The sequence below is a fragment of the Achromobacter sp. GW823-FHT04E03 genome (assembly GCF_058796095.1).
Genome location: NZ_JBXAIJ010000001.1, coordinates 1,785,846 through 1,809,603 on the forward strand (window position 1 = coordinate 1,785,846; position 23,758 = coordinate 1,809,603).

Annotated in this window: 24 protein-coding genes and 2 riboswitches; of the genes, 12 read left to right on the forward strand and 12 right to left on the reverse strand. The window is 65.9% G+C overall.

The features are described from left to right. The first annotated feature begins 125 nt into the window (after nucleotides 1-125). Nucleotides 126-217: riboswitch (glycine riboswitch) on the forward strand. 1 nt (nucleotide 218) lies between these two features. After that, a riboswitch (glycine riboswitch) is annotated at nucleotides 219-310 on the forward strand. 44 nt (nucleotides 311-354) lie between these two features. The 4 genes from AC1RHV_RS08380 (at nucleotide 355) to AC1RHV_RS08395 (ending at nucleotide 3,493) form a co-directional block, all read left to right on the forward strand. Continuing rightward, entirely contained in the window at nucleotides 355-1,584 is a 1,230-nt protein-coding gene (locus AC1RHV_RS08380) for a D-amino acid dehydrogenase (protein ID WP_492300421.1), read from the forward strand. A gap of 235 nt (nucleotides 1,585-1,819) precedes the next feature. Continuing rightward, a complete protein-coding gene (locus tag AC1RHV_RS08385; protein WP_156337351.1) occupies nucleotides 1,820-2,383 on the forward strand; it encodes a hypothetical protein in 564 nt (187 codons plus the stop codon). 14 nt (nucleotides 2,384-2,397) lie between these two features. Then, nucleotides 2,398-2,724 carry a hypothetical protein gene (locus AC1RHV_RS08390; RefSeq protein ID WP_156337352.1) on the forward strand — a complete coding sequence of 109 codons (327 nt, stop codon included), beginning with the start codon at nucleotides 2,398-2,400 and terminating at the stop codon, nucleotides 2,722-2,724. Between the two features lie 94 nt (nucleotides 2,725-2,818). Continuing rightward, nucleotides 2,819-3,493, forward strand: coding sequence for a hypothetical protein (locus AC1RHV_RS08395; protein WP_156337353.1), 675 nt, complete (start codon nucleotides 2,819-2,821; stop codon nucleotides 3,491-3,493). 422 nt (nucleotides 3,494-3,915) lie between these two features. Here the strand turns inward: AC1RHV_RS08395 and AC1RHV_RS08400 are convergent, their stop codons facing one another. Both AC1RHV_RS08400 and AC1RHV_RS08405 read right to left on the reverse strand, forming a co-directional pair. After that, a complete protein-coding gene (locus AC1RHV_RS08400; RefSeq protein WP_492300423.1) occupies nucleotides 3,916-5,250 on the reverse strand; it encodes a metal-dependent hydrolase family protein in 1,335 nt (444 codons plus the stop codon). A gap of 65 nt (nucleotides 5,251-5,315) precedes the next feature. Beyond that, nucleotides 5,316-6,098 (reverse strand): alpha/beta fold hydrolase, encoded by a 783-nt coding sequence (locus tag AC1RHV_RS08405; protein WP_175214093.1) that lies wholly within the window; start codon nucleotides 6,096-6,098, stop codon nucleotides 5,316-5,318. 258 nt (nucleotides 6,099-6,356) lie between these two features. Between AC1RHV_RS08405 and AC1RHV_RS08410 the strand changes: the two genes are divergently transcribed. Next, the gene (locus AC1RHV_RS08410; protein ID WP_054452761.1) at nucleotides 6,357-7,211 is read left to right on the forward strand and encodes a helix-turn-helix domain-containing protein; all 855 of its coding nucleotides are present in this window, start codon (nucleotides 6,357-6,359) and stop codon (nucleotides 7,209-7,211) included. A 34-nt stretch (nucleotides 7,212-7,245) separates the two neighbouring features. Here AC1RHV_RS08410 and nadB read toward each other — a convergent pair whose 3' ends face one another. From nadB to AC1RHV_RS08445, 7 genes are all read right to left on the reverse strand, one after another. Then, on the reverse strand, nucleotides 7,246-8,808 hold the full coding sequence (nadB, locus tag AC1RHV_RS08415; RefSeq protein WP_492300425.1) for an L-aspartate oxidase: 1,563 nt from the start codon (nucleotides 8,806-8,808) through the stop codon (nucleotides 7,246-7,248). Nucleotides 8,809-8,828: 20 nt separating this feature from the next. Next, nucleotides 8,829-9,968 (reverse strand): quinolinate synthase NadA, encoded by a 1,140-nt coding sequence (gene nadA, locus AC1RHV_RS08420; RefSeq protein WP_492300426.1) that lies wholly within the window; start codon nucleotides 9,966-9,968, stop codon nucleotides 8,829-8,831. A gap of 146 nt (nucleotides 9,969-10,114) precedes the next feature. Further along, nucleotides 10,115-10,903: a PhzF family phenazine biosynthesis protein gene (locus tag AC1RHV_RS08425; RefSeq protein WP_119449959.1), complete on the reverse strand. Its 789-nt coding sequence runs from the start codon at nucleotides 10,901-10,903 to the stop codon at nucleotides 10,115-10,117. 93 nt (nucleotides 10,904-10,996) lie between these two features. Beyond that, nucleotides 10,997-11,494 carry a transporter suffix domain-containing protein gene (locus AC1RHV_RS08430; protein WP_119449960.1) on the reverse strand — a complete coding sequence of 166 codons (498 nt, stop codon included), beginning with the start codon at nucleotides 11,492-11,494 and terminating at the stop codon, nucleotides 10,997-10,999. A 13-nt stretch (nucleotides 11,495-11,507) separates the two neighbouring features. Beyond that, a complete protein-coding gene (locus AC1RHV_RS08435; RefSeq protein ID WP_492300428.1) occupies nucleotides 11,508-12,566 on the reverse strand; it encodes a DUF2955 domain-containing protein in 1,059 nt (352 codons plus the stop codon). After that, nucleotides 12,556-13,665, reverse strand: a complete 1,110-nt coding sequence (locus AC1RHV_RS08440) for an HlyD family secretion protein (RefSeq protein ID WP_175181812.1) — start codon at nucleotides 13,663-13,665, stop codon at nucleotides 12,556-12,558. Before AC1RHV_RS08440 ends, AC1RHV_RS08435 begins: the two co-directional genes overlap by 11 nt. Then, on the reverse strand, nucleotides 13,658-15,205 hold the full coding sequence (locus AC1RHV_RS08445; protein ID WP_054452776.1) for an efflux transporter outer membrane subunit: 1,548 nt from the start codon (nucleotides 15,203-15,205) through the stop codon (nucleotides 13,658-13,660). The genes AC1RHV_RS08440 and AC1RHV_RS08445 overlap by 8 nt, the downstream gene beginning before the upstream one ends. Before the next feature lie 246 nt (nucleotides 15,206-15,451). On the opposite strand from AC1RHV_RS08445, the gene ppk2 reads away from it, so the two are divergent. The 3 genes from ppk2 to AC1RHV_RS08460 all read left to right on the forward strand — a co-directional run bounded on the left by ppk2 (nucleotide 15,452) and on the right by AC1RHV_RS08460 (nucleotide 17,151). After that, complete coding sequence (ppk2, locus tag AC1RHV_RS08450) at nucleotides 15,452-16,273, forward strand: polyphosphate kinase 2 (protein WP_119449962.1); 822 nt, start codon at nucleotides 15,452-15,454, stop codon at nucleotides 16,271-16,273. Between the two features lie 43 nt (nucleotides 16,274-16,316). Continuing rightward, nucleotides 16,317-16,571, forward strand: coding sequence for a hypothetical protein (locus AC1RHV_RS08455; RefSeq protein ID WP_054452780.1), 255 nt, complete (start codon nucleotides 16,317-16,319; stop codon nucleotides 16,569-16,571). Nucleotides 16,572-16,704: 133 nt separating this feature from the next. Continuing rightward, entirely contained in the window at nucleotides 16,705-17,151 is a 447-nt protein-coding gene (locus tag AC1RHV_RS08460; RefSeq protein ID WP_054452782.1) for an SRPBCC family protein, read from the forward strand. A 19-nt stretch (nucleotides 17,152-17,170) separates the two neighbouring features. Here the strand turns inward: AC1RHV_RS08460 and AC1RHV_RS08465 are convergent, their stop codons facing one another. Continuing rightward, nucleotides 17,171-17,755 (reverse strand): SAM-dependent methyltransferase, encoded by a 585-nt coding sequence (locus AC1RHV_RS08465; protein WP_119449963.1) that lies wholly within the window; start codon nucleotides 17,753-17,755, stop codon nucleotides 17,171-17,173. A gap of 125 nt (nucleotides 17,756-17,880) precedes the next feature. Here AC1RHV_RS08465 and AC1RHV_RS08470 point away from each other — a divergent pair, with 125 nt between their 5' ends. Further along, the gene (locus AC1RHV_RS08470; protein ID WP_054452786.1) at nucleotides 17,881-18,336 is read left to right on the forward strand and encodes a DUF1801 domain-containing protein; all 456 of its coding nucleotides are present in this window, start codon (nucleotides 17,881-17,883) and stop codon (nucleotides 18,334-18,336) included. Between the two features lie 38 nt (nucleotides 18,337-18,374). On the opposite strand, the gene AC1RHV_RS08475 is transcribed toward AC1RHV_RS08470, so the two are convergent. Continuing rightward, nucleotides 18,375-19,331 carry a LysR family transcriptional regulator gene (locus AC1RHV_RS08475; RefSeq protein ID WP_492300431.1) on the reverse strand — a complete coding sequence of 319 codons (957 nt, stop codon included), beginning with the start codon at nucleotides 19,329-19,331 and terminating at the stop codon, nucleotides 18,375-18,377. Nucleotides 19,332-19,491: 160 nt separating this feature from the next. On the opposite strand from AC1RHV_RS08475, the gene AC1RHV_RS08480 reads away from it, so the two are divergent. Both AC1RHV_RS08480 and AC1RHV_RS08485 read left to right on the forward strand, forming a co-directional pair. Next, on the forward strand, nucleotides 19,492-20,502 hold the full coding sequence (locus AC1RHV_RS08480; protein WP_119449964.1) for a Bug family tripartite tricarboxylate transporter substrate binding protein: 1,011 nt from the start codon (nucleotides 19,492-19,494) through the stop codon (nucleotides 20,500-20,502). Nucleotides 20,503-20,530: 28 nt separating this feature from the next. After that, on the forward strand, nucleotides 20,531-22,246 hold the full coding sequence (locus tag AC1RHV_RS08485; RefSeq protein WP_175214099.1) for an N-acyl-D-amino-acid deacylase family protein: 1,716 nt from the start codon (nucleotides 20,531-20,533) through the stop codon (nucleotides 22,244-22,246). A 34-nt stretch (nucleotides 22,247-22,280) separates the two neighbouring features. On the opposite strand, the gene AC1RHV_RS08490 is transcribed toward AC1RHV_RS08485, so the two are convergent. Continuing rightward, a complete protein-coding gene (locus AC1RHV_RS08490; RefSeq protein ID WP_125470557.1) occupies nucleotides 22,281-23,201 on the reverse strand; it encodes a LysR family transcriptional regulator in 921 nt (306 codons plus the stop codon). 140 nt (nucleotides 23,202-23,341) lie between these two features. Here AC1RHV_RS08490 and AC1RHV_RS08495 point away from each other — a divergent pair, with 140 nt between their 5' ends. Further along, nucleotides 23,342-23,746, forward strand: a complete 405-nt coding sequence (locus AC1RHV_RS08495) for a RidA family protein (protein WP_054452797.1) — start codon at nucleotides 23,342-23,344, stop codon at nucleotides 23,744-23,746. The last annotated feature ends 12 nt before the right edge of the window (nucleotides 23,747-23,758 follow it).

The window sequence follows — 23,758 nt, forward strand, 5'->3', positions numbered from 1 at the left end:
CTGTCGTGTCGGATCCGTGGCGCCGCGACGGCGGCGCGCATGCATCGTAGCGCGATGCGACGCCTTATTGGTACTAACCCTTGGTCTCATCCCAGGGGAATTTGGCTATTCTCGCCTCGTCGATCCAAAACCCCGCAGAAGAGACCTGCCCCCGCGGCAGGCGCCGACGGAGCAACCGCCCCGGAAACTCTCAGGCAAACAGGACTGCGCGGTCTAGACAATCTGGAGAGAGGCGCCAAGCGCGCCCACCGAAGGGGAACCCGCCGCCGTCTGCGCCGCGGGTGAAGCTCTCAGGTACAGAGACAGATGGGGTGCTGCGGCCGGGTGGCCGCGGCCACTCAATCTGGAGCCATCATGCCCCGCATCGCCATCATTGGCGCCGGTATCACCGGCGTCACGTCCGCCTATGCCTTGAGCAAACTGGGATATCACGTCACTGTCTATGACCGCCAGCGCTATCCGGCCATGGAGACCTCCTACGCCAACGGCGGCCAGTTGTCGGCCAGCAACGCCGAGGTCTGGAACAGCACCGCCACCATCATGAAAGGCCTGCGCTGGCTCGGCCGCCACAACGCCCCGCTGCTGCTCAATCCCCGCTTCAGCTGGCACAAGTACTCCTGGCTGGCGCAGTTCATCGGACAGATCCGCAACTACCGCCGCAACACGATCGAGACCACCCGGCTGGCCATCGCCGCGCGCCAGCATCTGTACGCCATGGCGGAAGAAGAAGGCATAGATTTCGACCTGGAGCGCCGCGGCATCCTGCACATCTACCACGACGCCGCCAGCTTCGAGACCGCGCGCCGCGCCAATGCCCTGCTGCAGGAAGGCGGGCTGGAGCGCTACGCGGTGTCGCCCGAGGAAGCGCGCAGCATCGAGCCCACGCTGCAAACCGCCTGCCATGGCGGCTTCTACACGCCTTCGGACGCCACCGGCGACATCCACAAGTTCACCAGCGGCCTGGCCCGCGCCTGCGCACGCCGCGGCGTGCGCTTCGCGCAGGACGCGGACATCCGCAACATCAGCCTGGACGGCGCGCCCTACGTGCTCGACGTCGTACGCGAAGGCGGCACGCGCCGCGAACAGCACGAGGCCGACGCCATCGTCGTCTGCGCCGGCGCCGTCAGCCGGCAGTTCGCCAGGCAGCTGGGCGACACGCTCAACATCTACCCGGTCAAGGGCTACTCCATCAGCGTGCATCTGGACGACGCCGCCAGCCAGGCGGCCGCGCCGCGCGTCAGCCTGCTGGACGAAGCCGCCAAGATCGTCACCAGCCGCCTGGGCGACCGCTTCCGCGTGGCCGGCACGGCGGAGTTCAATGGCTTCAACATGGACATCCGCGCGGAGCGCGTGCAGCCCCTGGTGGACTGGACCCGCAAGCACTTCCCCGGCATCCGCACCTCTCGCGTGGTGCCGTGGTGCGGGCTGCGCCCCATGACTCCAAGCATGATGCCCCGCGTGGGCCCAGGCAGGCGGCCCGGCGTGTTTTACAACACGGGGCATGGGCACCTGGGCTGGACCTTGTCGGCAGCGACGGCGCAGATGCTGGCGGCGAGCGTGAGGGAGGGGGTGGGCGAGGCATGAGTCGAGGGCCGCGCGACGCATCGCGCGGCCCGCAAAAAAAACCAGTCGGTTGGTATCTGTCGCCCTCGCCTCATACCAAAGGCCAATGGATTTCCGGCCAAAACCCGCCTACTGTTTCGCAACATGAAAATCCAGAAAACATCTGGATTGAAAACAAGCCGCCACAACCAGTACAGCCTTCCGCCTACGGCCGTGAAAATCTTGCGCAGATAATTATTCCACTTGGGGGAGTGCAATGAAACCAACCACGGCGAAGGCCAAAGCCACCCTCGCGGCACTTGTTCTTACTTTTCTTTCCAGCTGCTCCATAAACATAGTATCCAACTACGACGAAGCATTGGATAAAGGAGCAATGGATCTCGTCTCTATGACCGCAAGTATTTTCGGAAAACTGCGGCAGTGCGCAATCAAGGGGAAAGGGGTCTGCGCAGATCCGAGTACGACATACGCCCCTGAAAATTACTCCGAGATAAGAAACAAGCTTGATGTCATGATCGTACGGTCTACCGCCGACGCACGAAACAAGGGAACAACCACCCAATTATATCGGGCCGGCCAAGCACTCTTACTCGACCCTCCTTTGCCGCTCGAAGACTCCGCAACAGCAGAGGCTCAAGGCGAAAGGGAATTCACGCAGCCCTTTTCACCGCTCAATTCGCTTGAAGGCAGAAACTCCCGCAACACTCCCCTAGACCTTCAAACCATACAACTGGCCCAACAATTAATAAATATTCATTTCCGAGCAATAATGACTACACAGAGCGCGAGAAAGGCAGGTGAGAAAGCCGAATTAAAATAACAGGGAGACAATAAATGAACTGGACAAAAGTACTTGAGGATATGCTGACCGCCGCCGAAAAATCTGCTGGCGGCGCCTGGGCAAAGCTGGAGAGCTACGCTGAACAGGAGTTTCAGACGCTAGTTGGCGTTGCCTCCAAGATTCAAAAGCGCCAGGCCGAAAAAACCATAACGGAGGTAAACGCCCATTTCTTAATGGATCAATACCGGCTGGCCGCAAAAGCAGTTCTTTTTGCCATTGTGGATCTCTCGAATATCGTCATCCAAAACTCATGGAACGCGGCAATGGCTGTATTGAGGAAGGCCATTTCCAGTGCCATTGGCTGGCCATTGCTCGCCTGAGGCCGACGCGTCAAGCGAATGGTACGGCTGGGGATTACATTCGGAAAGCTCCGGTACCGCGACCGAATTCCACGTTTCTCTTGAGAGACCCCCAATGGAAACCGTTACTGGCGAACCAAAAACAGCCCTCGACGAGTCCGTCAATGCAGGCCGGAAGCCGGCCAGGCGTAAAACGCGCTACCAGATGGTGCAGACGATCGTAGTGATCATGTTTGGCGCTGCTATTCCAGCCTTGCTGCTGGGACTCGCAGCGGTTGGACTGACCGATCTTCAGAGAACGCTCAATCCAACCGCAGGTGAATTTGTCACAACATTTGAGGCAACACAAAATGCGGTATCCCGGGCTTCGGATCCCAATTCGTATGTTCTGGCAGCATTTGTGTTCTCAGAGCATTCAAATAAGACCGTAATCACTACAAAAACCCGACTCAAAATCGGAGTGATGCAAATTGGATTTGCCGTAATGAGCGTTGGCGTCATGTTTCTTCTGCTTGGCATCAAAGACGGCGGTTTCGATGCCGCCTTGGCGGCAACCGATTTGAAATTCGATTTCAAGACAGGCTCAACAGGACTAGCCACATTCGTCATCGGTGCCTTGATGGCAGCAGCCGGCGGGTTGCTCAAAAATGATTACTCCACCGTTGGCGTGCCGTCTTTTTCAGCGGAGAGCGGAGCCTATTCGACCGTGGATTTCCGCTCAATCCTGAATGACTGCAAAGTGCTACCGGAAGATCAGATAGCCACGTGTTTTGTGAAGAGCCTCGAATAATCACTGGACGCCTGCAATGAAAATCCCTCCTCTATTTCTTGCGCTGAATTTGCTCATACCTTCTTGGGCCAATGCGGAGCTTGTGTGCCCGCCAGACGACACCCCCGCCATCAACAATGCATGCCGCGACGGTTCGATCCCGAGGTCGAAAAGGCCGAGCCCTGACGTAGAAGGGCAGCCGAGTAAAAAGAAGCCTATCTCAACCAATCCAGGTTTACCAACGAGCCCCGGCACGATTGGCGGCAGCGGCGGCTCCGGCACCAGCAGTCACCAACGACCGGATATTCCGACCACGAAAATGCAACCATCGGGAAAGGTCAAGTAATACTCCGCATGGAAAATTCGACACCATCGTATGGCACTGATTTAAAAGTCCGCGGAGCCCCATTGGGCGAATTACCATGCCGCCGCATCGTCCCGTTTCACGCCGGCGCGACCTCCTTCTGTTTTTGATCGTTCGCCGAGCCATCCGCAAAAACTCCCGCTCCCGACGCCCCCAACTGTCCGCACATAGCGTTACCCTTACACACTTCCCCATCCTTCACCACCAGCAAGATCCGCTCCGGATCCACCAGCAACGACAGATCCTTCAGCGGATCCCCATCGACCATGACCACGTCCGCCAGATAGCCAGGACGCAGCATGCCCAATTCGTGCGGACGTTGCATGATCTCGCCGCCCAACCGGGTGGCGGACACGAGCGCTTCGGTCGGGGTCATGCCGATGTAGTCCACGAAGTACTGGAGGTCGCGGGCGTTGGTGCCGTGGGGCATCCAGGCAAAACCGTAGTCGCCGCCGGGCAGGATGCGGATGCCGCGCTTGTGCATCTTGCGCAGCGACTCCGAGGCGATTTCCAACTCGCGCTTGTAGCCCATCTGTTCGGCGATGGCGGGCGTGATGCCGTACTCGGACGCGTTGAAGGCGGTGCGGATCAGCCAGCCTATGCCGGGCGCAACGAAATGGCGGTCCTTGTTGGCTTCCAGCATGTCGAGCGCCTCTTCGTCGGCGAAGCTGGCGTGGTAGATCATCTCGATGCCATGGCGCACGCATTGCTTGACTGACTCGCTGGAGCGCGCGTGCGCCGCGACCCGCTTGCCATAGCGCTTGGCCTCGTTCGCCAGCATGGCGATCTCGTCTTCGGCGAAGGGCGACATCTCGGCCGGCAGGCCGGCGATGTACTCGCCCGACAGGTTGATCTTCAGGTGGTCGACGCCGTACTTGATGAAGGTGCGCGCCGAGCGCCGGATCTCTTCGGGGCCACAGCACACGCTGCCGAAGCTCAGTTCGTCGAACGGCATGTGCGGCAGCGAGTTGTCGCCCAGCGCGCCTATGGTGGTGATCTCCTGGCTGCCCGCCAGGTAGCGCGGCCCCGGGCATTCGCCGGCATTGATGGCATTGCGCAGCACCACGTCCAGGCGCGGCTTGGCCGCGGCCGCGCCGATGGCCGAGGTCCAGCCCATTTCCAGATAGCGTTTGGCCACGTGCACGCACCAGAGTATGTGCTCTTCCGGCGGCATGAACTGGATCGCGGCCAGCGTGGGCTGGTCGTTCCAGGAAAAATGCGTATGCGCTTCCGTCATGCCCGGCATCAGGAAGCGGCCGCGCCCATCGATGATGCGCGCGCCCTCCCGGCTCACCTGCTCGGGCGTGCGCGCGACCTGCGAAATGCGCGCGCCGTCGATCAGCACCTCGCCTTGAAAAGGCAGCTTGCCGCTGCCATCGAAGATGACGACGTTGGTAATGGCAATTCTGGACATGACAGGTCTCCTCCGGCCCGCGTTTGGGGCCGATTTCTTATGTTGAAACGCCAGGAAAACGTGGCTTAGCGCAGCGCCGCGTGGAACTCCCGCAGGGCCTCGGTGCAGGCCTGGGGCTTTTCGTAGGTGGTCCAGTGGCCGCATCCGTCCAGCACGATGCGGCGGCTGCCTGGCATGCGCGCGGCCAGGGCCTCGACATTGCCGGGCGGCGCCACGCCGTCCTGATCGCCGGTGACCAGCAGGGCCGGCGCGCCGATAGTCTCGACGGCGGCCGGCTGCGCATCCGCCAGCGCCTCGCAGCTCTGCGCATAGCCTTGCGGCGGTTGGCGCATCACGCTCTCGCGCACGAGCGCCAGCACGGCGGGTTGATCCTGCTTGGTCTGGGCGCTGGTCGCGCCTTTGACGATGGCGTCGGCGATCTCCTGCATGGCCGCGTCGCCGCCGCGCGCCAGCTCCGCACGCGCGCGGATGCCGGGCCGGCCCGCGTCGGGCGGAGCGGCCAGCGGGCCGAACAGGGCCAGCGACTTGACCCTGCCCGGATGCGCCACGGCAAGATGCTGGGCCACGACGGTTCCGAGCGAATGGGCGGCGACATGCGCCACATCGATATCCAATGCGTCCAGCAGTCCGACCAACGCGTCCACGTAGGTAGCGATGGACAGGCGCTTTTCGCCCAGCGGCGAACGAGCGCTGCCCGGTAGATCAGGACGGATCACGCGGAAACCGTCGAAGGCGCCCATGACGGGCGTCCAGGTATTCGAGGAACCGCCCAGGCCGTGTATGCACAACAGTGCCGGCCCCTCGCCGTCGATTTCCACGGCCATGCCGTTGACGTGTTGCGTGCTCATGCTGCCGCCTCCCTTTATCTGAACAGTCGCTGTTTGCATCGGCACCGCGCCGGCAATTTTTCAGGACTGTATCGGCGCAGGCGGTGGCGCGCTTATCGCTGCGTGCGCGGACTTATCGCAGAGTCAGATTTTGTGCCTAGTGAATACACCTAGCGCGGACAAACGCGTAAACGCCCATAAAATTCCCTGAGCGCCGCACCCGCCCGCACGCAGGCCCAGGCTTGCGCGACGAGGCGATAAGAAAAACGGGAGACAGACATGCAGGAGACCTACGCCTTGCACGAAGGCGCGTTCGGCCGCGCCGTTGTGCTGGAACTGCGCGACGACCTGATCGCGCACGCGCATGCGGAAGTGCAGCTGGCCCTGTGGCTGGGCGGCGCGCGCGTGCTGGGGCATGTCGGCCAGACTCCGGTCCCCTACAGCGAACACCTGGCGCTAGGCACCAATACGTACGAATCGCACGACGCCAGGCTGCTCGAACGGTCGGGCCCGGCCATCTTCCTGGTGCTCTACATCGCCAAGCCCTGGCTGGACGAACGGCGGGCCGCCACGGGGCGGCCATTCCACTTCGCCGCGCCGGGCGTGCCCATCGACGCGGCGGTGCGCCAGGGCTGTTGGCGCTTGCTGGACAAGATCGTGGCGCCGCAGGACCACCCCGGCGCGGACCTGGATGCCGAAGTCGAGGCCTTGCTGCAAGCGGCAATCGAATCGTCGATCGAACCGGAGCGCCCACGCAACCAGATGCCCGCGACGCCGGCGCTGGACCGCCGGCTGCGCGCGGCGATCGCCTACATGCGCGAGCACGCCCATGAACCCATCACGGCCGAAGAAGTCGCCAGCCGCGTGGGCCTGTCGCGCGGCCATTTCTTCGCGCTGTTCCGCGATCAGCTCAACACCACGCCGCAAGTTTTCTGGAGCGCCGTGCGCGTCGAAGAAGCCGTGCGCCTGCTGGTACACCAGGAGCAGCCCCTGACCTCCGTAGCGCTGGACCTGGGCTTCTCCACGCCCGGCAATTTCTCCCGCTTCTTCCGCGAGCACATGGGCGTTTCGCCGTCGCGTTTCAGGCGCGCGGCGACGGGCGCCGCGCAGCATCTGCTGACCGGGGTTTCCTGAGCCGCTGGCCGGCCGGACACTGCCCTGCCCGCGCCTAGGCGGTTGCGGCAGGCGCGCGCAGCCGCAAATCCACGGCGTCCTGGCCCGGACGATCGCGGTTGAAATGCGCCCCGCGGCTTTCACCCCGCGCACTCGCCGCCCGCACGATGAGATCAGCCGCCAGAGCCAGGTTGCGCAGCTCCAGCAGTTCCAGGCTCAAGCCCTCGCGCAACAGCCGCGCTTCCGTCTGTGCTCGCAGCGGACCAATGAAGGCCGCCGCACGCGCCAGCGATGCATCGCTGCGCAGCACGCCCACGTCCCGGCTCATCAGTTGTCGCAGGTCGCGCCGCAGCCGCGCCAGATCGGGCGACGCCGGCACGGCGATTGCGTCGGGTGCCGGAGTTCTGCGGGAAACATCGGCCCGCTTCTGCCCGAGTATGTCTTGCGCCGCAGCCCGCCCCGTCACCACGCATTCCAGCAACGAATTGCTGGCCAGGCGGTTGGCGCCATGCAGCCCGGTGCAGGCGGCCTCGCCCACCGCGTACAGGCCGGGCAGGTTGCTGCGCCCGGCCATGTCGGCGGCGATGCCGCCGCAGGTGTAATGCGCGGCGGGCGCAACCGGGATGGAAGCCGTCGTGATGTCGATGCCCAGCGCCAGGCAGCGCGCCTGGATGGTGGGAAAGTGTTCCCGCAGGAATTGCGGCGATTGGTGGCTGATGTCCAGCTGCACGCATTCCAACCCATGGCGTTCCATTTCGCCCTGGATCGCGCGGGCCACGATGTCGCGCGGCGCCAGTTCGGCGCGCGCATCGTGCGCCGGCATGAAGCGCGCGCCGTTGGGCAGGCGTAGCACACCGCCCTCGCCGCGCACGGCCTCGGAGATGAGGAATCCGCCCGCCTGCGCGTGGTGCAGGCCGGTAGGATGGAATTGCGTGAACTCCATGTTGGCGATCTGGCAGCCCGCGCGCGAGGCCATGGCGATGCCGTCGCCGGTCGCGGCCGGCGGCGCGGTCGTCGTCTGGTATGCCTGCCCCGCGCCGCCCGTGGCCAGCACGACATGGCCGGCCGTTGCGTCGAAGATCCGCCCGCTGCGCAGGTCCAGCAGGCGCACGCCGCGGCAGCGCGCCGCGGCCGTACCCGCGGCGCCGTCCAGAATCAGGTCCACGGCGCAATGCGCCTGCAGCAGCGTGATGCCGGATTGCCGCCGCACTCGGTCCTCCAGCGCCGCGACGATGGCGCTGCCGGTCGCGTCCGCCGCGTGCGCGATGCGGCGCAGGCCGTGCCCGCCTTCGCGCGTCAGATGCAAGCCGCCTTGCTCCAGCGTGAACGCGACGCCCTGCTCCTGCAGCCAGACGATCGCGCCGCAGGCCCGGGAGATGATGTGCCGCGTGGCCGGCAAGTCGCACAGGCCTGCGCCCGCGACCAGGGTGTCGCTGACATGCGCCTCGATGCTGTCGTCCGCGCCCAGCGGCGCGGCGATGCCGCCCTGGGCGCGGTTGCTGGCGCTGTCGCGCAACTCGCCCTTCGACACGAGGGCGACCCGCCTGCGCGGGGCCAGCTCCAGCGCCGCAGCCATGCCGGCCAGGCCACTGCCGATGATGATGACGTCGAATTCCATGAGCGGACCTCCGGTAGTCCTTAGGCCGGCCCGACGCTGGCGTACAGCGCTGTGTCGCGTGCGAAGTCGCCGCTGGCCTGCACGCGGCGCTTGCGTTGTTCCGCGAAGTCCAGCATGCGGTCGATCGGCGCCTTGGCGCGCAGGCCCAGCGCGGGGTCCAGCGTGATCTCGTTGCGGCCGTGCTCCAGTGTCTCGGCAAGGTTGCCCAAGGCGTTCATCGCCATCCAGGGGCAATGCGCGCAGCTCTTGCAGCTGGCGCTGTTGCCCGCGGTGGGCGCGGCCAGGAAGGTCTTGCCGGGCGCCTGCGCGCGCATCTTGTGCAGGATGCCCTGGTCGGTCGCGACGATCAGCAGCCCGGCGTCGAACTTGCGCGCGGCCTCGATCAGCTGGGTGGTCGAGCCCACCACGTCCGCCTGCGCCAGCACCGCCGCGGGAGATTCCGGATGCGCCAGCACCTTGGCCTGGGGATGCTCGGCGCGCAGCAGCTCCAGTTCGGTGCCCTTGAACTCGTCATGCACCAGGCAGGACCCCTGCCACAGCAGCATGTCGGCGCCGGTCTGGCGTTGCACGTAGTCGCCCAGATGGCGGTCCGGCGCCCAAAGGATTTTCTCGCCGCGCGCATGCAGGTCGGCGATCACGTCGAGCGCGATCGACGAGGTGACGACCCAGTCCGCGCGCGCCTTCACCTCCGCGCTGGTATTGGCGTAGACCACCACCGTCCGGTCCGGATGGGCATCGCACCAGGCGGCGAAATCGGCGGCCGGACAGCCCAGGTCCAACGAGCAGGTGGCGTCCAGGTCCGGCATCAGGATGCGCTTGTCCGGGCTCAAGATCTTGGCGGTCTCGCCCATGAAGCGCACGCCGGCCACCACCAGCATGCGGGCCTCGTGGTCGCGGCCGAAGCGAGCCATTTCCAGCGAGTCGCCGACGCAGCCGCCGGTCTGTTCGGCCAGCTCCTGCAACTCCGCATCGACGTAATAGTGGGCGACCAGCACGGCGCGTTCACGCGCCAGCAGTTCGCGTATGCGCGCCACGCAGGCGGCGCGTTCATTGGCTGGCAAGGGTTCGGGCACGCGGGCCCAGGCCTGGCCGACGGCGCTGGGGCAGCTAGTCGTGGCAGGCAGATCGAATTCGACGTACCGGCGGTTGGGGGTGTCCATGGACGCGTCTCCTCGCGAAATATTATGCTCATATTGAGCATTTAATGGTCAAAAAAAGAGCACGGTTTATGCTAGTGTTGAGCATAAACCGTGTCAACGTCTCTTTTGTTACGCCGCCGCGCGCCTGCGCCGCGGCCCGTTAGGCCTCAGATGAAGATCGAGCCGCGCAGGTACAACGCCGCCTGGCCGCTGATGATCACCCGGCCGTTATCCAGCACCTCGCATTGCAACTGGCCCTTGCGCGCCCCGCCCTGCTGCGCGCTCAGGCTGCGCTTGCCCAGGCGCTGGGCCCAGTACGGCGCCAGCGAGGTGTGCGCCGATCCGGTCACCGGATCCTCGTTCACGCCCACCCGCGGCCCGAACCAGCGCGTCACGAAATCGAATTGCGCCGACGGCGCCGTCACCGCCACGCCGCGCGTCTCGAAAGCCGCCAGCGCGGCGAAGTCCGGCTTCAAGGCATCGATCCGCGTTTCATCGTCGATCACAACGAGATAGTCGTCCGTCTTGTAGAACGCCTGCGCGCCCGGCAGGCCCAGCGCCTGCAGCAGACCCGGCGGGATCTCCTGCGCTTCGGGCCGCTTGGCCGGAAAATCCATCGCCAGCCGGTCGCTTGCACGGCGCACCTGCAGTTCGCCGCTGCGCGTGGCAAAGCGCAGCACGTCTTCCGTTGCGCCCAGCTGTTCGAACAGCACCCAGGCCGACGCCAGCGTGGCATGGCCGCACAGGTCCACCTCCACCGCGGGCGTGAACCAGCGCAGCTCGTAGACATCGCCCTTGCGCACGAAGTAGGCGGTTTCGGACAGGTTGTTTTCTTCCGCGATGCGTTGCAGCGTTTCGTCCGGCAGCCATGCCTGCAGCGGCACGACCGCCGCCGGATTGCCGCCAAAGGGCGCGGCGGTGAAAGCGTCTACCTGATAGATGTCGAGTTGCGGCATGGCGGATCCTGGTTGATGGCTGAGGTTACGCGTCGGAACGCAAGCCGGCATTTTCCTATGAAAACGCCGGCTCCGGCCGTGGCGGCCCGCCCGCTACACCGTCCGCACGAACAGGCCGCGCAGCTTGCTCCAGAAATCCCCGCCCAGCACGAAGAAGCTGGCGATCAGCATGATGTCTCCGACCAGCTGGGCCTGCCACAGATTGGGCCGCAGGCCCGGCCACATTTCGTCGATGTAGGGTTCCAGCACCGAGGTCAGGATGGGCAGGAAGAACATGACCAGGCCGATGGCATGGCGCACGGGGCCGACCTTCTGCACGGGCGCCAGCTTCTTGGCATGGCCGAACACGATGGACTTCAGCCGCTGAAAGCCTTCCTTGCCCATGACGGCGATGCAGCTCAGCAGCAGCACCTTGTTGGCGATGAAGATGGTGCCGGTCAGCGCGGCGATGCGCGGGCCTGGCACGTCCAGGTAGCCCGCCACCGGGATGAGGAACCACAGGGCGAAGGCGATGATGAACAAACCTATCCCGCATTTGAAGCGCCAGCCCGCTGCGGGCGCGGGTTGGACCGGTTCGTCTGGCAATGGCATGGCTGCCTCCTGGTCAAGCGTTTGAGGGGACTGCGGTTGAGGGATTCGCTCCAGGCTTCGGGCTGCCCGACGCCCGCGATTCGAGCAGGCGCAGCATCAGGCAGGCGTAGAGCGTGACGCCGATGAACAAGCCCATGCGCACCGCGAACGCGGTATAGACGTCCTTGCCGGCGGCGCTGTCCTGCACCGACTGGCCCAGCAGGATGATGAGCGTCACCAGCGTGTTCAGCCAGAAGCTGGGCGGATGGCGGGTCGGACTCAGCGGGTAGAGCTTGCGCGCGGCGATGAGGCCGAACAGCAGCATCCAGAGAAAGAACATCCAGAGGTTCACGAACAGGCTGAGGGCGCACCAGAAAGCCACTGCCAGCGCGCCGCCCAGCAGGGTCGAGCCCAGCAGTTCGCGGGCCGCGCCCTGCGCGGCGGTGACGCAGCTCTGCCGCCCCAGGCTGACCGATTTCAGGATGATGGGCATGTAGCCCAGCGGGTCGGTCAGCGCCAGCAGGAACGCCGGCATCACAACGAGCGAGGCGCGCAAGGCCAGGCGGCTGGCCTGGTCGGGCGGCAGCACGGGCGCCGCCGGCGGCGCGGGCGCGGCCGCAGGCTCGGGAAACAGCAGGTGGCAGCCGCCCAACACCAGGACCGCGACCAGCAACCCTTTGCCCAGCGCCTCGATCACCAGGGAAGCCAAGGCGAAGTCGACGGTGCCGGCGGCGGAGATCATGGTCAGCCCGATGATGAGGAAGGTCGACAACAGTCCATTGCCGCCGCGCAGCCCGTGGCGGAAAGCGAAAAAAAGGCAAAGCGCGATGAGCAGCACGCCGCTAAAGGGGTAGTAGCGCAGCAAGGGACTCAGCAGCAATCCGATCGCGGTGGTAAGAAGCGCCATCAGCATCAGGCCCAGCCCGCTCTTGAACGAGAGGGGCCGGTTCATCGACGCCAGCAACATGACGCCCAGCACCGGCGCGACCATGGCGATGGGCAGGTCCAGGCCATAGCTGATGGCCGTGCAGAAAGCCGCGCCCGCGCCCACACGCAGCGCGCGGCGTCCGCGAGGATCGGGATCAGTACGCATAGGAAAGCCAGCTCATCAGCCGCATGTACGCGCGGCCCAGCAGGTTGAGCGGATTGCCGGAACTGGGAAACGCCATGACCTCGGCCTGGCCGCCCACGCGCACGCCGCTCAAGGCCGGCAGGTCGTCGCGATCGAATTCCACGATCACGGGAAAGCGCTGCGCGGGCCGCAGCCAGTCGCGGCTGTTCTGCACCGTGGGCAAGGCGCCGGGCGGCGTGCCCGGTCCCACATTGACGCCATACCCAACGCTGCGCACGCGGCCCTTGAAGATTTGCCCGGGCAGCGCGTCCAGGATGATGGACACCGGCGTGCCGGGCTCTACGTGGCCCAGGTTGTTCTCGGTCATTTCAGCGCTGATCCAGACGTCGTGGATCGCGATCAGCGTCATGACGGGGTTGCCGGCGGCCGCGAACTGCCCGGTGTCGGTGCGCAGGTCGGTGATCAGGCCCGCCGAACGCGCCCGCACCTGCGTGTTGGCCAGGTCCAGCTCGGCCTTTTCCAGGGCAGCGGCGGCGCTGCGCAGCTTGGCGTTGTCTTCCTCGCTGCCGCCTTCCTGTTCGCGCGCGCGCTGCACCTCGGCGCGCGCGGCCGCGACCTGGCTGATGGCCTGCGTCAGATTCGCCCGCGCGATTTCCAGCCGCCGCAGCGATACGGTGCCCTGGTCCTCGCGGTACAGCCGTTCGAGCCGCGTGCTGTCCTGGCGGGCCTTCAGCTCATTGGCCTGCGCCGCGCGCAAGGAAGCCTGTGCCGAATCGATGCCCGCCGTGCCGGCGCCGATCTGCCGGCGCGTGGACTCCAGGTCGGCGCGGGCGCGATCCACGGCGATGCGGTAGTGCTCCGGGTCGACGTCGAACAGCGTCGCGCCGGCCTCGACATCCTGGTTGTTGCGCACGTACACCCGCGTCACGCGCCCCGATACCTCGGAAGCCACCGGCACGACAAAGGCCTGCACCCGCGCCTGCTGCGTGTAAGGCGTATAGCGGTCGGCCAGCAGATACCAGGCCAGGCTCAGCACGATGAACAGAACCGTCCATCGGACGCCCTTTTTCGCGGGATCGGGCGCGGGGGCTGCGGCGGGCTGGGACGGCGAGTCACTCATCGGGTCGCACCTTTTGCGCGGACAGGGCAGTTGGGGAAGCAGGCGCCGGCTCGGATAGCAGATCGCCCCAATCGGTGCGCTGCCGCATCTGTTCGCGGGTCGCCGGGTCGAGCACCGGTTCCGCGCTATACCAGCCGCCACCCATCGCCTTGTACAGGGCGATGAGGTCGCTTACGGCGCCGCCCCGGTTCACGACGTAGGCGTCCTGCTGGACGGCCAGCGCCTGCTGCGCGTCCAGCACCCGCTGGAAATCGGTATAGCCTTCGCGGTAGAGCGCGTTGGCCAGCGTGAGCGAACGCCCCGCGGCCTGCGCCGACTGTTGCAGGATGCCATCGCGCTCCAGCGCCTTGATCAGGCCGCTGGCCGCGTCGTCGGCTTCGCGCGCCGCCTGCCGGACGTCGTCCTGGTAGGCCACGATCAGTTGCTGCAGCCGGGCGTCCTGCACCCGCACATTGTTCTGCAGGCGGCCGTGGTCGAATACGTTCCAGCTGAGGACCGGGCCGGCCAGCAGCGCCGCGCCGCCCGCCGTGCCCGCCAGCGAGGTGGCGGACCAGGCGATGCTGCCCAGCAGGGTCAGCGAAGGATAGAGGTCCGCCGCGGCCACCCCCACCTGCGCCGACTGCGCGGCGATACGCAGTTCGGCTGCGCGGATGTCGGGACGGCGCAGCAGCAGGTTGGCGGGCACGTCCTGCAGCACGGCGCGGTCGATCAGCGGCACCTCCGCCGTCTTGTTGTCCAGTTCCGGCATGGGTCCGGGCGGCCGGCCGACCAGGACCGCCAGGGCGTTGCGGGTCCGCATGATCTGGCTTTCGAATTCGGGAATGGTGCCCAGCGTGCTCAGGTACTGCGTGCGGGCCTGCTGCAGGTCCAGTTCGTCGGTCTCGCCGCTGCGGAACAGCTTTTGCGTGATCTCGTAGCTGCGCTTCTGGATGGCGGCATTGTCGCGGGCGATCCGCAGCCGCGCCTCGGCGGTGCGCAGCGCGTAGTAGCTTTCGGCCACCTGGGCGTGCAGCAGCACCAGCACGTCGTCGCGATTGGCCTGGGCCTCGAAGTACAGGGCGTCGGCCGACTCGATGGCGCGGCTGAACCGGCCCCAGAAGTCCAGCTCCCAGCCTATGTCGAAGCCGGCGCTGTATTGCCAGAAGCTGCTGGGGCGCGGATTGCCTTCGGCCGAGCGCGAGGACCGGTGCTGATACAGGGCATTGGCCCCGATCACTTGGGATTGCGGGTAGCGTCCGCTTTGGGCGATGCCCAGCTGCGCGCGCGCTTCCATGATGCGCAGGCCGGCGATGCGCAGGCCCGCGTTGTTGGCATCGGCCTGGGCGATCAGGGCTTCCAGGACGGGGTCGCCGAAAATCTGCCACCACTGCCGGGCGTCCGGCTGCTGTTGCTGGAGGCTGGCCTGCTGCAGCGCGGGAGTGCTCCAGTCCGCGACCCAGCTGGTGCGCTGGGGCTCGAAGTCCGGCCCCACACGCATGCAGCCGCCCAGGCAGAGCATGCCGATCAGCAACAGCCGATTCAAACAGATCAGCGGCGACATCGGTTATCGGGTCCGTGTAGAGCCTGACCGCCATGGTCCACGACGCAGCTCCGACCTTGCCGGAGCGCTGTGCGCGAATTGATTCTATTGGCCTTTTCCGCTTCTCGCCAGAGGATAGTATCGATGCAAGCACTAAATAAAACGAACTGCTCCTACCTGCCTGTGTACAAGGGGCAACGATCGGCGCTAAAGTGAAAAATTCCAACGTTCCGACCGTTTCCCCGCAGCATATTCTGGAGTGCCATCATGAACGCTCAGAAGAAGGCAGCAGCAGAGGACAAGCAGCCGGCGCAAGCCAAGCTTTCGGGAAAGCAATACGCCGAGGAACTGGCCCGGCTGCACGTGGAGCTGGTCAAGCTCCAGGAATGGGTCAGCCAGACGGGCGCCAAGGTCTGCATCATTTTCGAAGGACGCGACGGCGCCGGCAAAGGCGGAACGATCAAGGCGATCACGGAGCGGGTCAGCCCGCGCGTCTTCCGCGTGATCGCCCTGCCCGCCCCTTCGGACCGCGAGAAAACCCAGATGTACATGCAGCGCTACCTGCCTTACCTCCCGGCGGCGGGCGAGGTCGTGATCTTCGACCGCAGTTGGTACAACCGGGCCGGCGTCGAACGGGTAATGGGGTTCTGCTCCAAGGACGACGTCAAGATCTTCCTGAAAGGCGTGCCGCTGGTCGAACGGGCCATCGTGGGCTCGGGCATCATCCTGCTCAAGTATTGGCTGGAGGTCAGCGAAGAAGAACAGACCCGCCGGCTCCAGGCCCGCATCAACGACGAGCGCAAGATCTGGAAGCTGACCAAAATGGACCTGGATTCGTACAGCCGCTGGTACGACTACTCGCGCGCCCGCGACGACATGTTCGCGGCCACCGATACCGGCGTGGCGCCCTGGTATGTTGCGCAATCCGACGACAAGAAAAAGGTGCGCCTGAACATCATCAGCCACCTGCTCGCCCGCATCCCGTACAAGCGCATGCCGCGGGCCAAGGTGAAGCTGCCCAAGCGGCAGAAAGCCGGCGGCTACCGCGACCCGGGACATCCCTTGCGCATGGTCCCCGCCAAATTCTGAGCGGTGCGCCTCTGACGCCCGCAGGCTTCCAAGGAGAACGCTCATGGCCGCCCTGCTGATCAACCATGTGGAAGAAAGCACCTCCGACGAGGACATCCGCGGTTTTCTCATGAAATACGGCTTTCCATCCTGCGACCGCATCCAGCGGGTGCCTAGCGAGGGCGAACGGCCCGCGGTCCTGGTGACGTTCGATGGCGCCGGGCCCGAGGAGCTGCGCGCGCTGGCGCCCCGCATACACCAGGTGTTCTGGAAGAACCATACGATCGCCGTGCTGGTGATGCGCGAGCCCATCGAATAAAGGTCCGCATCGGCCCGGCCAATCGTGACCAGATGTGCCGTTTAAGGGTTTCCCCCAGGATTTCGGTTGTCGATTTCCGGTCAACTCGTACGTCGTGTCAGTACGCACAACTTTCCTGAAAGGCGGACTTACCATGACTACCGGAACCGTAACCCTGCATCGCGTCATGCGCGCGCCGGCCGAACGCATCTATCGGGCCTTCCTGGAACCCGACGCGATCGCGCGCTGGCTCCCCCCTTACGGCTACACCTGCCAGGTCCATCAACTGGATGCAAAGGTCGGCGGCATGCACAAGATGTCGTTCCGCAACTTCGGCACGGGCCACAGCCATGACTTCGGCGGCGAGTACCTGGAATTGTCGCCGGGCCAGAAGATCCGGTACTCGGACCAGTTCGACGATCCGAACCTGCCCGGCCGCATGCAGACTACCGTTACGCTGCGGCAGGTCGCCTGCGGCACGGAGGTAAGCATCGTGCAGGAAGGCATTCCGGCGGCGATACCGCCGGAGATGTGCTACCTGGGCTGGCAGGAGTCGCTGGCGCAGCTGATGCGGCTGGTCGAACCGGAGATTCCCGATTGAGGAGTGGGCCTGGCCGCCCTCACGTCTTTCTGGCGATGAACTGCACCACGCATGCCGGACCCGTGTGGAATATGCCTTCGACCACGTCGCGTTCGATTTCCTGCGAAAGCAGCACCTGGCAATTCGGGAAGTCCTGCTCCAGGTCCTCGCGCGCCATGAGCATGTCCGCATCTGGAGGCCCGCCCGTGCCGCGACCCAACTGCGCTTTCCGGTATGCCTCCAGCAGGATGATGCCGCCTGGCCGCAGGGAGCGTTCCGCCAGGCGGTGCAGCCTCCTGCGCACGTGGCTGGGCATGTGGGCGAAGATCGACACCACCGCGCCGAAGGATGCCGGCGGCGGCTCGTACCCGGCGAAGTCCGCCGTTTCGGTGCGGATCGATACGCCCTTCGCCCCCGCCAGCCTGCGCGCCTTGGCGAGTCCAACGGCGGAACCGTCCACGCCAAGCACGTCCAGGCCCAGCGAGGCCAGGAAGACGGCGTTGCGCCCCTCTCCCTCGGCCAGGCTGAGCACCGGCCCGGACAGCAGGCCGGCGTTTTCCGCCAGGAAAGCGTTCGGCTCGGTTCCATACACGTATTCGTCGACGGCGTAGCGTTCATCCCACATATGCTTGAACTCCCAGGTTGTTGGTCACGGCTCAGAGCAAGGGAACACTCCCGTCCGTCTCGTGCCGGAATGCAGATAGTCTTTCACTTCAAGTCGACTTGAGGTCAAGCGAAAGGAGCCCACGCATGGCAGAAAAATCCACGGCGAAATCCGTGAAGGCCACCAAGAAAGCAGATTCGCAACCCGTCCTGCTGTCCGGCGGCAATCCGCAGATCGCCAAGGGCGCGGGCGACGCGCCGGTGCAGGCCTATATCGCGGCCATGCCTGGCTGGAAGAGCGATCTCGGACGCCGCCTGGACGCCTTGATCGAGCGCGCAGCGCCCGGCGTGCAGAAGGCGGTCAAGTGGAATTCGCCGCTGTATGGCATGGACGGCCAGGCCTGGTTCCTGAGCATCCATTGCTTTACCAAGTACGTGAAGGTGGCGTTCTTTCGCGGCGCGCAGCTGCGGCCCGTGCCGCCGGGACCGTCCAAGAGCCAGGACACGCGCTATCTGGATATCCGTGAGGACGATGAGCTGGACGAAGCGCAGTTCATGGACTGGGTGCAGCAGGCCAGCGCGCTGCCCGGCGAGCGGATGTAGGCGCGGCCCCAGGCATTCAGCCCCCTTGGGCCGCGACGCTAGCGCCGCGCCCGGCGCGTTTTCCCGGAGACGGCCTGCGGCGCGGCCGCGCCCGACAGCAGGTCCTGCACCAGCTCGATGACCCGCTCGGCGGTCGGGGACAGGGTACGGCGCGCGCGGTGGATGACGCTGTAGGTCAGCGGGCCGGCGGCGGGATAGGACAGCGGCAAGGGCTCCAGCACGCCCTGCGCCAGCTCGGCCGCGATGGCCTCGCGCGTGCAGAACAGCACCACGTCGCTGCCCAGCGCCACCTCGCGCAACGTGGCGACGCTATCGCATTCGAAGGCGATGGGCAGGTCTTCCGGCCGTGCCACCTGATACAGCCGGGCCAGGTACTCGCGCGCCCGCAGCGGCAGGTCGGTGGCGGCCAGCCGGTACTGCGCCAGCGCGGCGCGCAGGCGCGGCTTGCCCAGGCCCTGCAGCGGATGGCCGGCGCGCGTGAACAGGCCGCCATGCTGCGGAGGCAAGGGCCGCACCGAAAAGTCGTCGGGCGGCGGCAGGCTGTGCGTCACGGCCACCGCGAAATCCAGCTTGTCCTGCAGCAGCTTGTCCAGCAGGCGCTGCCAGCTTTCGATCTCGACGTGCACGCTCAGGCCCGGATGCTCGCGCGCGATGCGCACCAGCAGCGGCGACAGGAATCCGGCCGCCGGAAACGCCCCCACGCCCAGGTTCACCCGGCCGGTGTCGTGGCCGCGGATCAACTCGGCTTCGCGCCGCAGGTCGCGGGTTTCTGCCAGGATGCGCTGCGCGCGCTCCAGCACCATGCGCCCGGCCTGCGTGGGCGTGACGCCCGTGGACGCCCGGTCCACCAGCACCAGGCCCAGTGAGTCCTCCAGCGACTGGATGCTGCGCGTCAGCGCGGACTGCGTCAGATGCAGCCGCTGCGCCGCGCGGGAGTAGTGCTTTTCCTCGACGAGCACGGCGTAGTGCTGGAGCGACCGTATTGTGAGGCTCATGTATTTTTCTCATCAATATTGCGCCAAATATGCATTTGATTGAGCACAAAGGCAAGACTACAAAAGACTTGCAGCGACGGAAGATTGCAGCGCCGGCGCCCTGTGGTGAACCTCATTCCAGAGCAATGCCAGACATTGCCTACCCCCAGGAGGAGACAAGATGAACCGCAAGTCGTTCTTGAAGCTGTTGGGTAGCGGCGGGGCTGCCATGCTGGGCGCCCTGGCCTGTCTTTCGGCGGCCGCCGCCCCCGTCACCCAGGCGCCGCCCTGGCCTGGCGGCGGCAAGCCCATCCGCCTGGTAGTGCCGTTTCCGGCCGGTTCCGGGTCCGACGCGCTGGCGCGCATGCTGGCGATGAAGGTCACCCAACGCACCGGGGCGCCGGTGATCGTCGACAACAAGCCCGGCGCGGGCACGATGATAGGCGCGCAGGAAGTGGCCCGCGCCAACCCCGATGGCTACACCCTGCTCTACACCATCGTCGTCACGCACACGCAGAATCCGCATCTGTACAAGAAGCTGCCCTACGACCCTGTCAAGGACTTCACTCCGGTCATCCAGGTGGTGCGCTCGGCCACCGTGCTGGTCGCCAACAAGGACGCGCCCTTTTCGACCACGGCGCAGATGATCGACTACGCGCGGGCCAATCCTGGCAAGCTGAACTTCGCTTCCTACAGCCCGGGGTCCACCTCGCATCTGAACGGCGAAATACTCAAGCAGCAGACCGGCATCGACATCGTGCACGTCCCCTACAAGGGCACGGCCGACGCCAGCCGCGCGCTGCTGGCGGGCGAGGTCCAGGTCTACTTCGACGGCACGGCCACCGCCGTGGAAAACGCGCGCGCCGGCAAGGTCAAGCTGCTGGGCCCGGCCACCGACCGCCGCCTGAGCGTGCTGCCGGACCTGCCCACCCTGAAGGAGCAAGGCATACCCGGGCTGGACATCGTCGGCTGGCAAGGCATCTTCGGCCCCGGCGACATGCCGCCCGCGCTGGCCGAGCGCGTGGCCCAGGTGTTCCGCGAGGCGCTGGACTCGCCCGACGTAACCCAGAGCATCGTGTCCCAGGGCAATGAAGTCAGCGGCGCGGGTCCCAAGGAGTTCGCGCAGATCGTCCAGCAGGACAGCGAACGCTGGGGCGCGGTGATCAAGCGCATCGGCCTGGTCCTCCAGTAACCGCGGCACGTATCGAAAGGAGAGCGCAATGCATGATCTGGTCATACGCGGCGGCACCATCGTCGATGGATCGGGACGGCCCCGCTACCAGGCGGACCTGGCGATCGAGGACGGACGCGTGGTCCAGGCCGAAGGCCGGGCCGGCGCGGCGCGCCGCGAGATCCGCGCCGACGGCTGCCTGGTGGCCCCGGGCTGGGTGGACATCCACACCCACTACGACGGCCAGGCCACCTGGGACCCGTATCTCAGCCCTTCCACCTGGCACGGCGTCACCACGGCCATCATGGGCAACTGCGGCGTGGGCTTCGCCCCCGTCAAACCCGAACGGCGCGAATGGCTGATCAAGGTCATGGAGGGCGTCGAGGACATACCCGGCTCGGTGCTTTCCGAAGGCATCCAGTGGGATTGGGAGACCTTTCCCGAATACCTGGACGCGCTGGACCGCCGCCCCAAGGCCCTGGACGTGGGCGCACAGATCCCGCACAGCGCGGTGCGCGCCTACGTGATGGGCGAACGCGCCATCCACCACGACGAGGCCTCGCCCAGCGACCTGATCGCCATGCGCGAAGTGGTGCGCGAAGCGCTGACCGCCGGCGCGGTGGGCTTCTCCACCTCGCGCACCTTCCTGCACAAGTACGACGAACGCAAGTATCCGCCCGGCACCTTCGCCACCGGCGAGGAGATCACCGCCCTGGGCTCGGTCATGGGCGAAGTCGGGCATGGCGTGTTCCAGATGACCGCCAACCATCCCGCCATGGAAGGCGAAATGCCGTGGCTGGAGCAGCTGGCGCGCCACAACCGCCTGCCCGTGCTGTTCAACCTGCAGCAGACCGACGCCGCGCCCGACGTCTGGAAGCAGATCGCCGGCAGCCTGGACCGCGCGCACCGCGCAGGCGTGCCGCTGCTGGCAGGCATCAGCGGACGTCCGCTGGGCATCCTGTTTTCGTGGCAGAGCACGCTGCACCCGTTCATCGCGCATCCCAGCTATCAGGCGCTGCATGCCCTGCCGCTGGCGGAAAAGCTGGCCCGCCTGCGCGACCCCGCCACGCGCAGCCGCATCATGAACGAACAGCGCGGCCTTCTGGACCGCCGCGCTGAAACGCTGTTCAGCAGCTTCCACAAGATCTTCCGCCTGGGCAGCGATCCCGACTACGAACCGCTGCCCGGGGAAAGCGTGGCCGCAATGGCGCAACGCAGCGGCCGCGCGCCGCTGGAGATCGTCTATGACCTGATGCTGGAAAACGAGGGCCAGGCGATCCTCTACTACCCGTCCTTCAACTATTCGTACGAGAACCTGGACCACCTGCACCAGCTGATGCAGCAGCCCTACACGGTCAACAGCCTGTCCGACGGCGGCGCGCATTGCGGCTACATCTGCGACGTGAGCATGCCCACCTTCATGCTCAGCCACTGGACCCGCGACCGCCGCCGCGGCCCGCTGCTGGAACTGGAGCATGTGGTCAAGCGCCAGACGCGCGACACCGCCAGCGTGTACGGGCTGCTGGATCGCGGCCTGCTGCAGCCCGGCTACAAGGCCGACGTCAACATCATCGATCCCGATGCGGTGCGCGTGCACTGCCCGGAGATGGTGTTCGACCTGCCGGGCGGCGGCCGCCGTTTGATCCAGCGCGCCGACGGCTACGTGGCCACGCTGGTCAATGGCCTGCCGATCTTCGAAGGCGGCGCGGCCACCGGCGAACTGCCGGGCAAGCTGCTGCGCGGAGCGCGCAGCCAGCAGGCTTGAAAGACGCGAAGCCGGCCCGCGCCGCGCGCCAGTCTCAGGCGCGCGGTCGGTCCGGCGTGTACTGCCCCAACAGCCCGGCGACCCAATCGATGAACACGCGCAGCTTGGCGCTCACGTGCCGGTTGGGCGGAAACGCCACGTACATCGGCATGGAATCCAGGCGCCAGTCCTGGAACAGCGGCACCAGCTCGCCGCTGTCGACGTGGGCGCGTGACATGTAGTCCGGCAACCACAGCACGCCCAGCCCGGCCAGGCCGGCCGCCAGATAGGCGTTGCCGTCGTCGACCGCCAGCACATAGCGCCCGTGCACCTTGAGGCTTTCGCCGCCGCGGCGCATGGCGTAGGGCAAAGCCTTGCCGTTGCGCGCCCACAGAAAGCCCACGATACGGTGATGCGTGTCCTCCAGCTCGCGCGGATGCGCGGGCGTGCCTGCGCGCTTCAGGTACTCCGGCGCCGCGTACACGCCAAGCAGCAAGTCGCCCACGCGCCGTGCCATCAGCGACTGGTCGGTGAGTTCGCCGCCGCGCACCACGCAGTCGACGTTCTCGCCGATCAGATCGACGATCCGGTCGCTCACGCCCATGTCCAGCTGGATGTCGGGATATTGCGCATGGAACGCCGGCAAGGCCGGCACCAGGATCATGCGCGCCAGCGGGCTGGGCACGTCCACGCGCAAACGCCCCCGCGGCACCGCCGACGCCCCGGACAGGCTGGTCTCGGCATCGTCCATGTCGGCCAGCAGCCTCAGCACGCGCTCATAGTAGGCGGCGCCGTCGGCGGTCACGTTGACCTTGCGGGTGGTGCGGTTCAGCAGCTTGACGCGCAAGCGCGCCTCCAACTGCTGCACCAGTTGCGTCACGCTGGTCTTGCTCATGTGCAAGGTCTCGGCCGCCTTGGTGAAGCTGCCGGTTTCCACCACGCGGACGAAGGCCTGCATCGCGTCGAAACGGTCCATCTCTGCTCCCGCTCTTCCTGATTATTTGGATTCTACAAACAGTGATGGACGGACTTGCCCGTTTATCGCGGCAACGGGGGCACCTAAAGTGCCTACATCGTCAATCCCGGGCCGGATGCGGCCCATAGATGGAGATAGCCATGACCCAACGCGACGTTGTTTTTCCCCCGGGGCGTCACGCCTTGTATGAGCGCGACCGCTATTCACCCGCAATTCGTTCCAATGGATTCCTGTTCGTCTCGGGACAGGTGGGCAGCCGCGAGGACGGCACGCCCGAGCCCGACCTGCAGGAGCATGTGCGGCTTGCGTTCCGCAATCTGCAAGCCATCCTGGCGGCGGCCGGCAGCAGCTTCGATGACGTGGTCGACGTGACGGTGTTCATGGTCGACCCGGCATCCCGGTTCGAGACGATCTGGCAGGTGGTGCCGGAATTCTGGGGCGTGGCGCCGTACCCGGCCCTGACCGCGGTGGGCGTGACCTGGCTCAATGGTTTCGACTTCGAGATCAAGGTGATCGCGAAACTGCCGCAGACGGCCCAGGACTGATCCGGGCCGTCG

What these genes read in the sequence shown, in the direction of transcription:
- AC1RHV_RS08380 (WP_492300421.1), top strand. Translation starts at nt 355, where the DNA reads ATGCCCCGCATCGCCATCATTGGCGCCGGTATCACCGGCGTCACGTCC.
- AC1RHV_RS08385 (WP_156337351.1), top strand. Translation starts at nt 1,820, where the DNA reads ATGAAACCAACCACGGCGAAGGCCAAAGCCACCCTCGCGGCACTTGTT.
- AC1RHV_RS08390 (WP_156337352.1), top strand. Translation starts at nt 2,398, where the DNA reads ATGAACTGGACAAAAGTACTTGAGGATATGCTGACCGCCGCCGAAAAA.
- AC1RHV_RS08395 (WP_156337353.1), top strand. Translation starts at nt 2,819, where the DNA reads ATGGAAACCGTTACTGGCGAACCAAAAACAGCCCTCGACGAGTCCGTC.
- AC1RHV_RS08400 (WP_492300423.1), bottom strand. Translation starts at nt 5,250, where the DNA reads ATGTCCAGAATTGCCATTACCAACGTCGTCATCTTCGATGGCAGCGGC.
- AC1RHV_RS08405 (WP_175214093.1), bottom strand. Translation starts at nt 6,098, where the DNA reads ATGAGCACGCAACACGTCAACGGCATGGCCGTGGAAATCGACGGCGAG.
- AC1RHV_RS08410 (WP_054452761.1), top strand. Translation starts at nt 6,357, where the DNA reads ATGCAGGAGACCTACGCCTTGCACGAAGGCGCGTTCGGCCGCGCCGTT.
- nadB (WP_492300425.1), bottom strand. Translation starts at nt 8,808, where the DNA reads ATGGAATTCGACGTCATCATCATCGGCAGTGGCCTGGCCGGCATGGCT.
- nadA (WP_492300426.1), bottom strand. Translation starts at nt 9,968, where the DNA reads ATGGACACCCCCAACCGCCGGTACGTCGAATTCGATCTGCCTGCCACG.
- AC1RHV_RS08425 (WP_119449959.1), bottom strand. Translation starts at nt 10,903, where the DNA reads ATGCCGCAACTCGACATCTATCAGGTAGACGCTTTCACCGCCGCGCCC.
- AC1RHV_RS08430 (WP_119449960.1), bottom strand. Translation starts at nt 11,494, where the DNA reads ATGCCATTGCCAGACGAACCGGTCCAACCCGCGCCCGCAGCGGGCTGG.
- AC1RHV_RS08435 (WP_492300428.1), bottom strand. Translation starts at nt 12,566, where the DNA reads ATGCGTACTGATCCCGATCCTCGCGGACGCCGCGCGCTGCGTGTGGGC.
- AC1RHV_RS08440 (WP_175181812.1), bottom strand. Translation starts at nt 13,665, where the DNA reads ATGAGTGACTCGCCGTCCCAGCCCGCCGCAGCCCCCGCGCCCGATCCC.
- AC1RHV_RS08445 (WP_054452776.1), bottom strand. Translation starts at nt 15,205, where the DNA reads ATGTCGCCGCTGATCTGTTTGAATCGGCTGTTGCTGATCGGCATGCTC.
- ppk2 (WP_119449962.1), top strand. Translation starts at nt 15,452, where the DNA reads ATGAACGCTCAGAAGAAGGCAGCAGCAGAGGACAAGCAGCCGGCGCAA.
- AC1RHV_RS08455 (WP_054452780.1), top strand. Translation starts at nt 16,317, where the DNA reads ATGGCCGCCCTGCTGATCAACCATGTGGAAGAAAGCACCTCCGACGAG.
- AC1RHV_RS08460 (WP_054452782.1), top strand. Translation starts at nt 16,705, where the DNA reads ATGACTACCGGAACCGTAACCCTGCATCGCGTCATGCGCGCGCCGGCC.
- AC1RHV_RS08465 (WP_119449963.1), bottom strand. Translation starts at nt 17,755, where the DNA reads ATGTGGGATGAACGCTACGCCGTCGACGAATACGTGTATGGAACCGAG.
- AC1RHV_RS08470 (WP_054452786.1), top strand. Translation starts at nt 17,881, where the DNA reads ATGGCAGAAAAATCCACGGCGAAATCCGTGAAGGCCACCAAGAAAGCA.
- AC1RHV_RS08475 (WP_492300431.1), bottom strand. Translation starts at nt 19,331, where the DNA reads ATGAGCCTCACAATACGGTCGCTCCAGCACTACGCCGTGCTCGTCGAG.
- AC1RHV_RS08480 (WP_119449964.1), top strand. Translation starts at nt 19,492, where the DNA reads ATGAACCGCAAGTCGTTCTTGAAGCTGTTGGGTAGCGGCGGGGCTGCC.
- AC1RHV_RS08485 (WP_175214099.1), top strand. Translation starts at nt 20,531, where the DNA reads ATGCATGATCTGGTCATACGCGGCGGCACCATCGTCGATGGATCGGGA.
- AC1RHV_RS08490 (WP_125470557.1), bottom strand. Translation starts at nt 23,201, where the DNA reads ATGGACCGTTTCGACGCGATGCAGGCCTTCGTCCGCGTGGTGGAAACC.
- AC1RHV_RS08495 (WP_054452797.1), top strand. Translation starts at nt 23,342, where the DNA reads ATGACCCAACGCGACGTTGTTTTTCCCCCGGGGCGTCACGCCTTGTAT.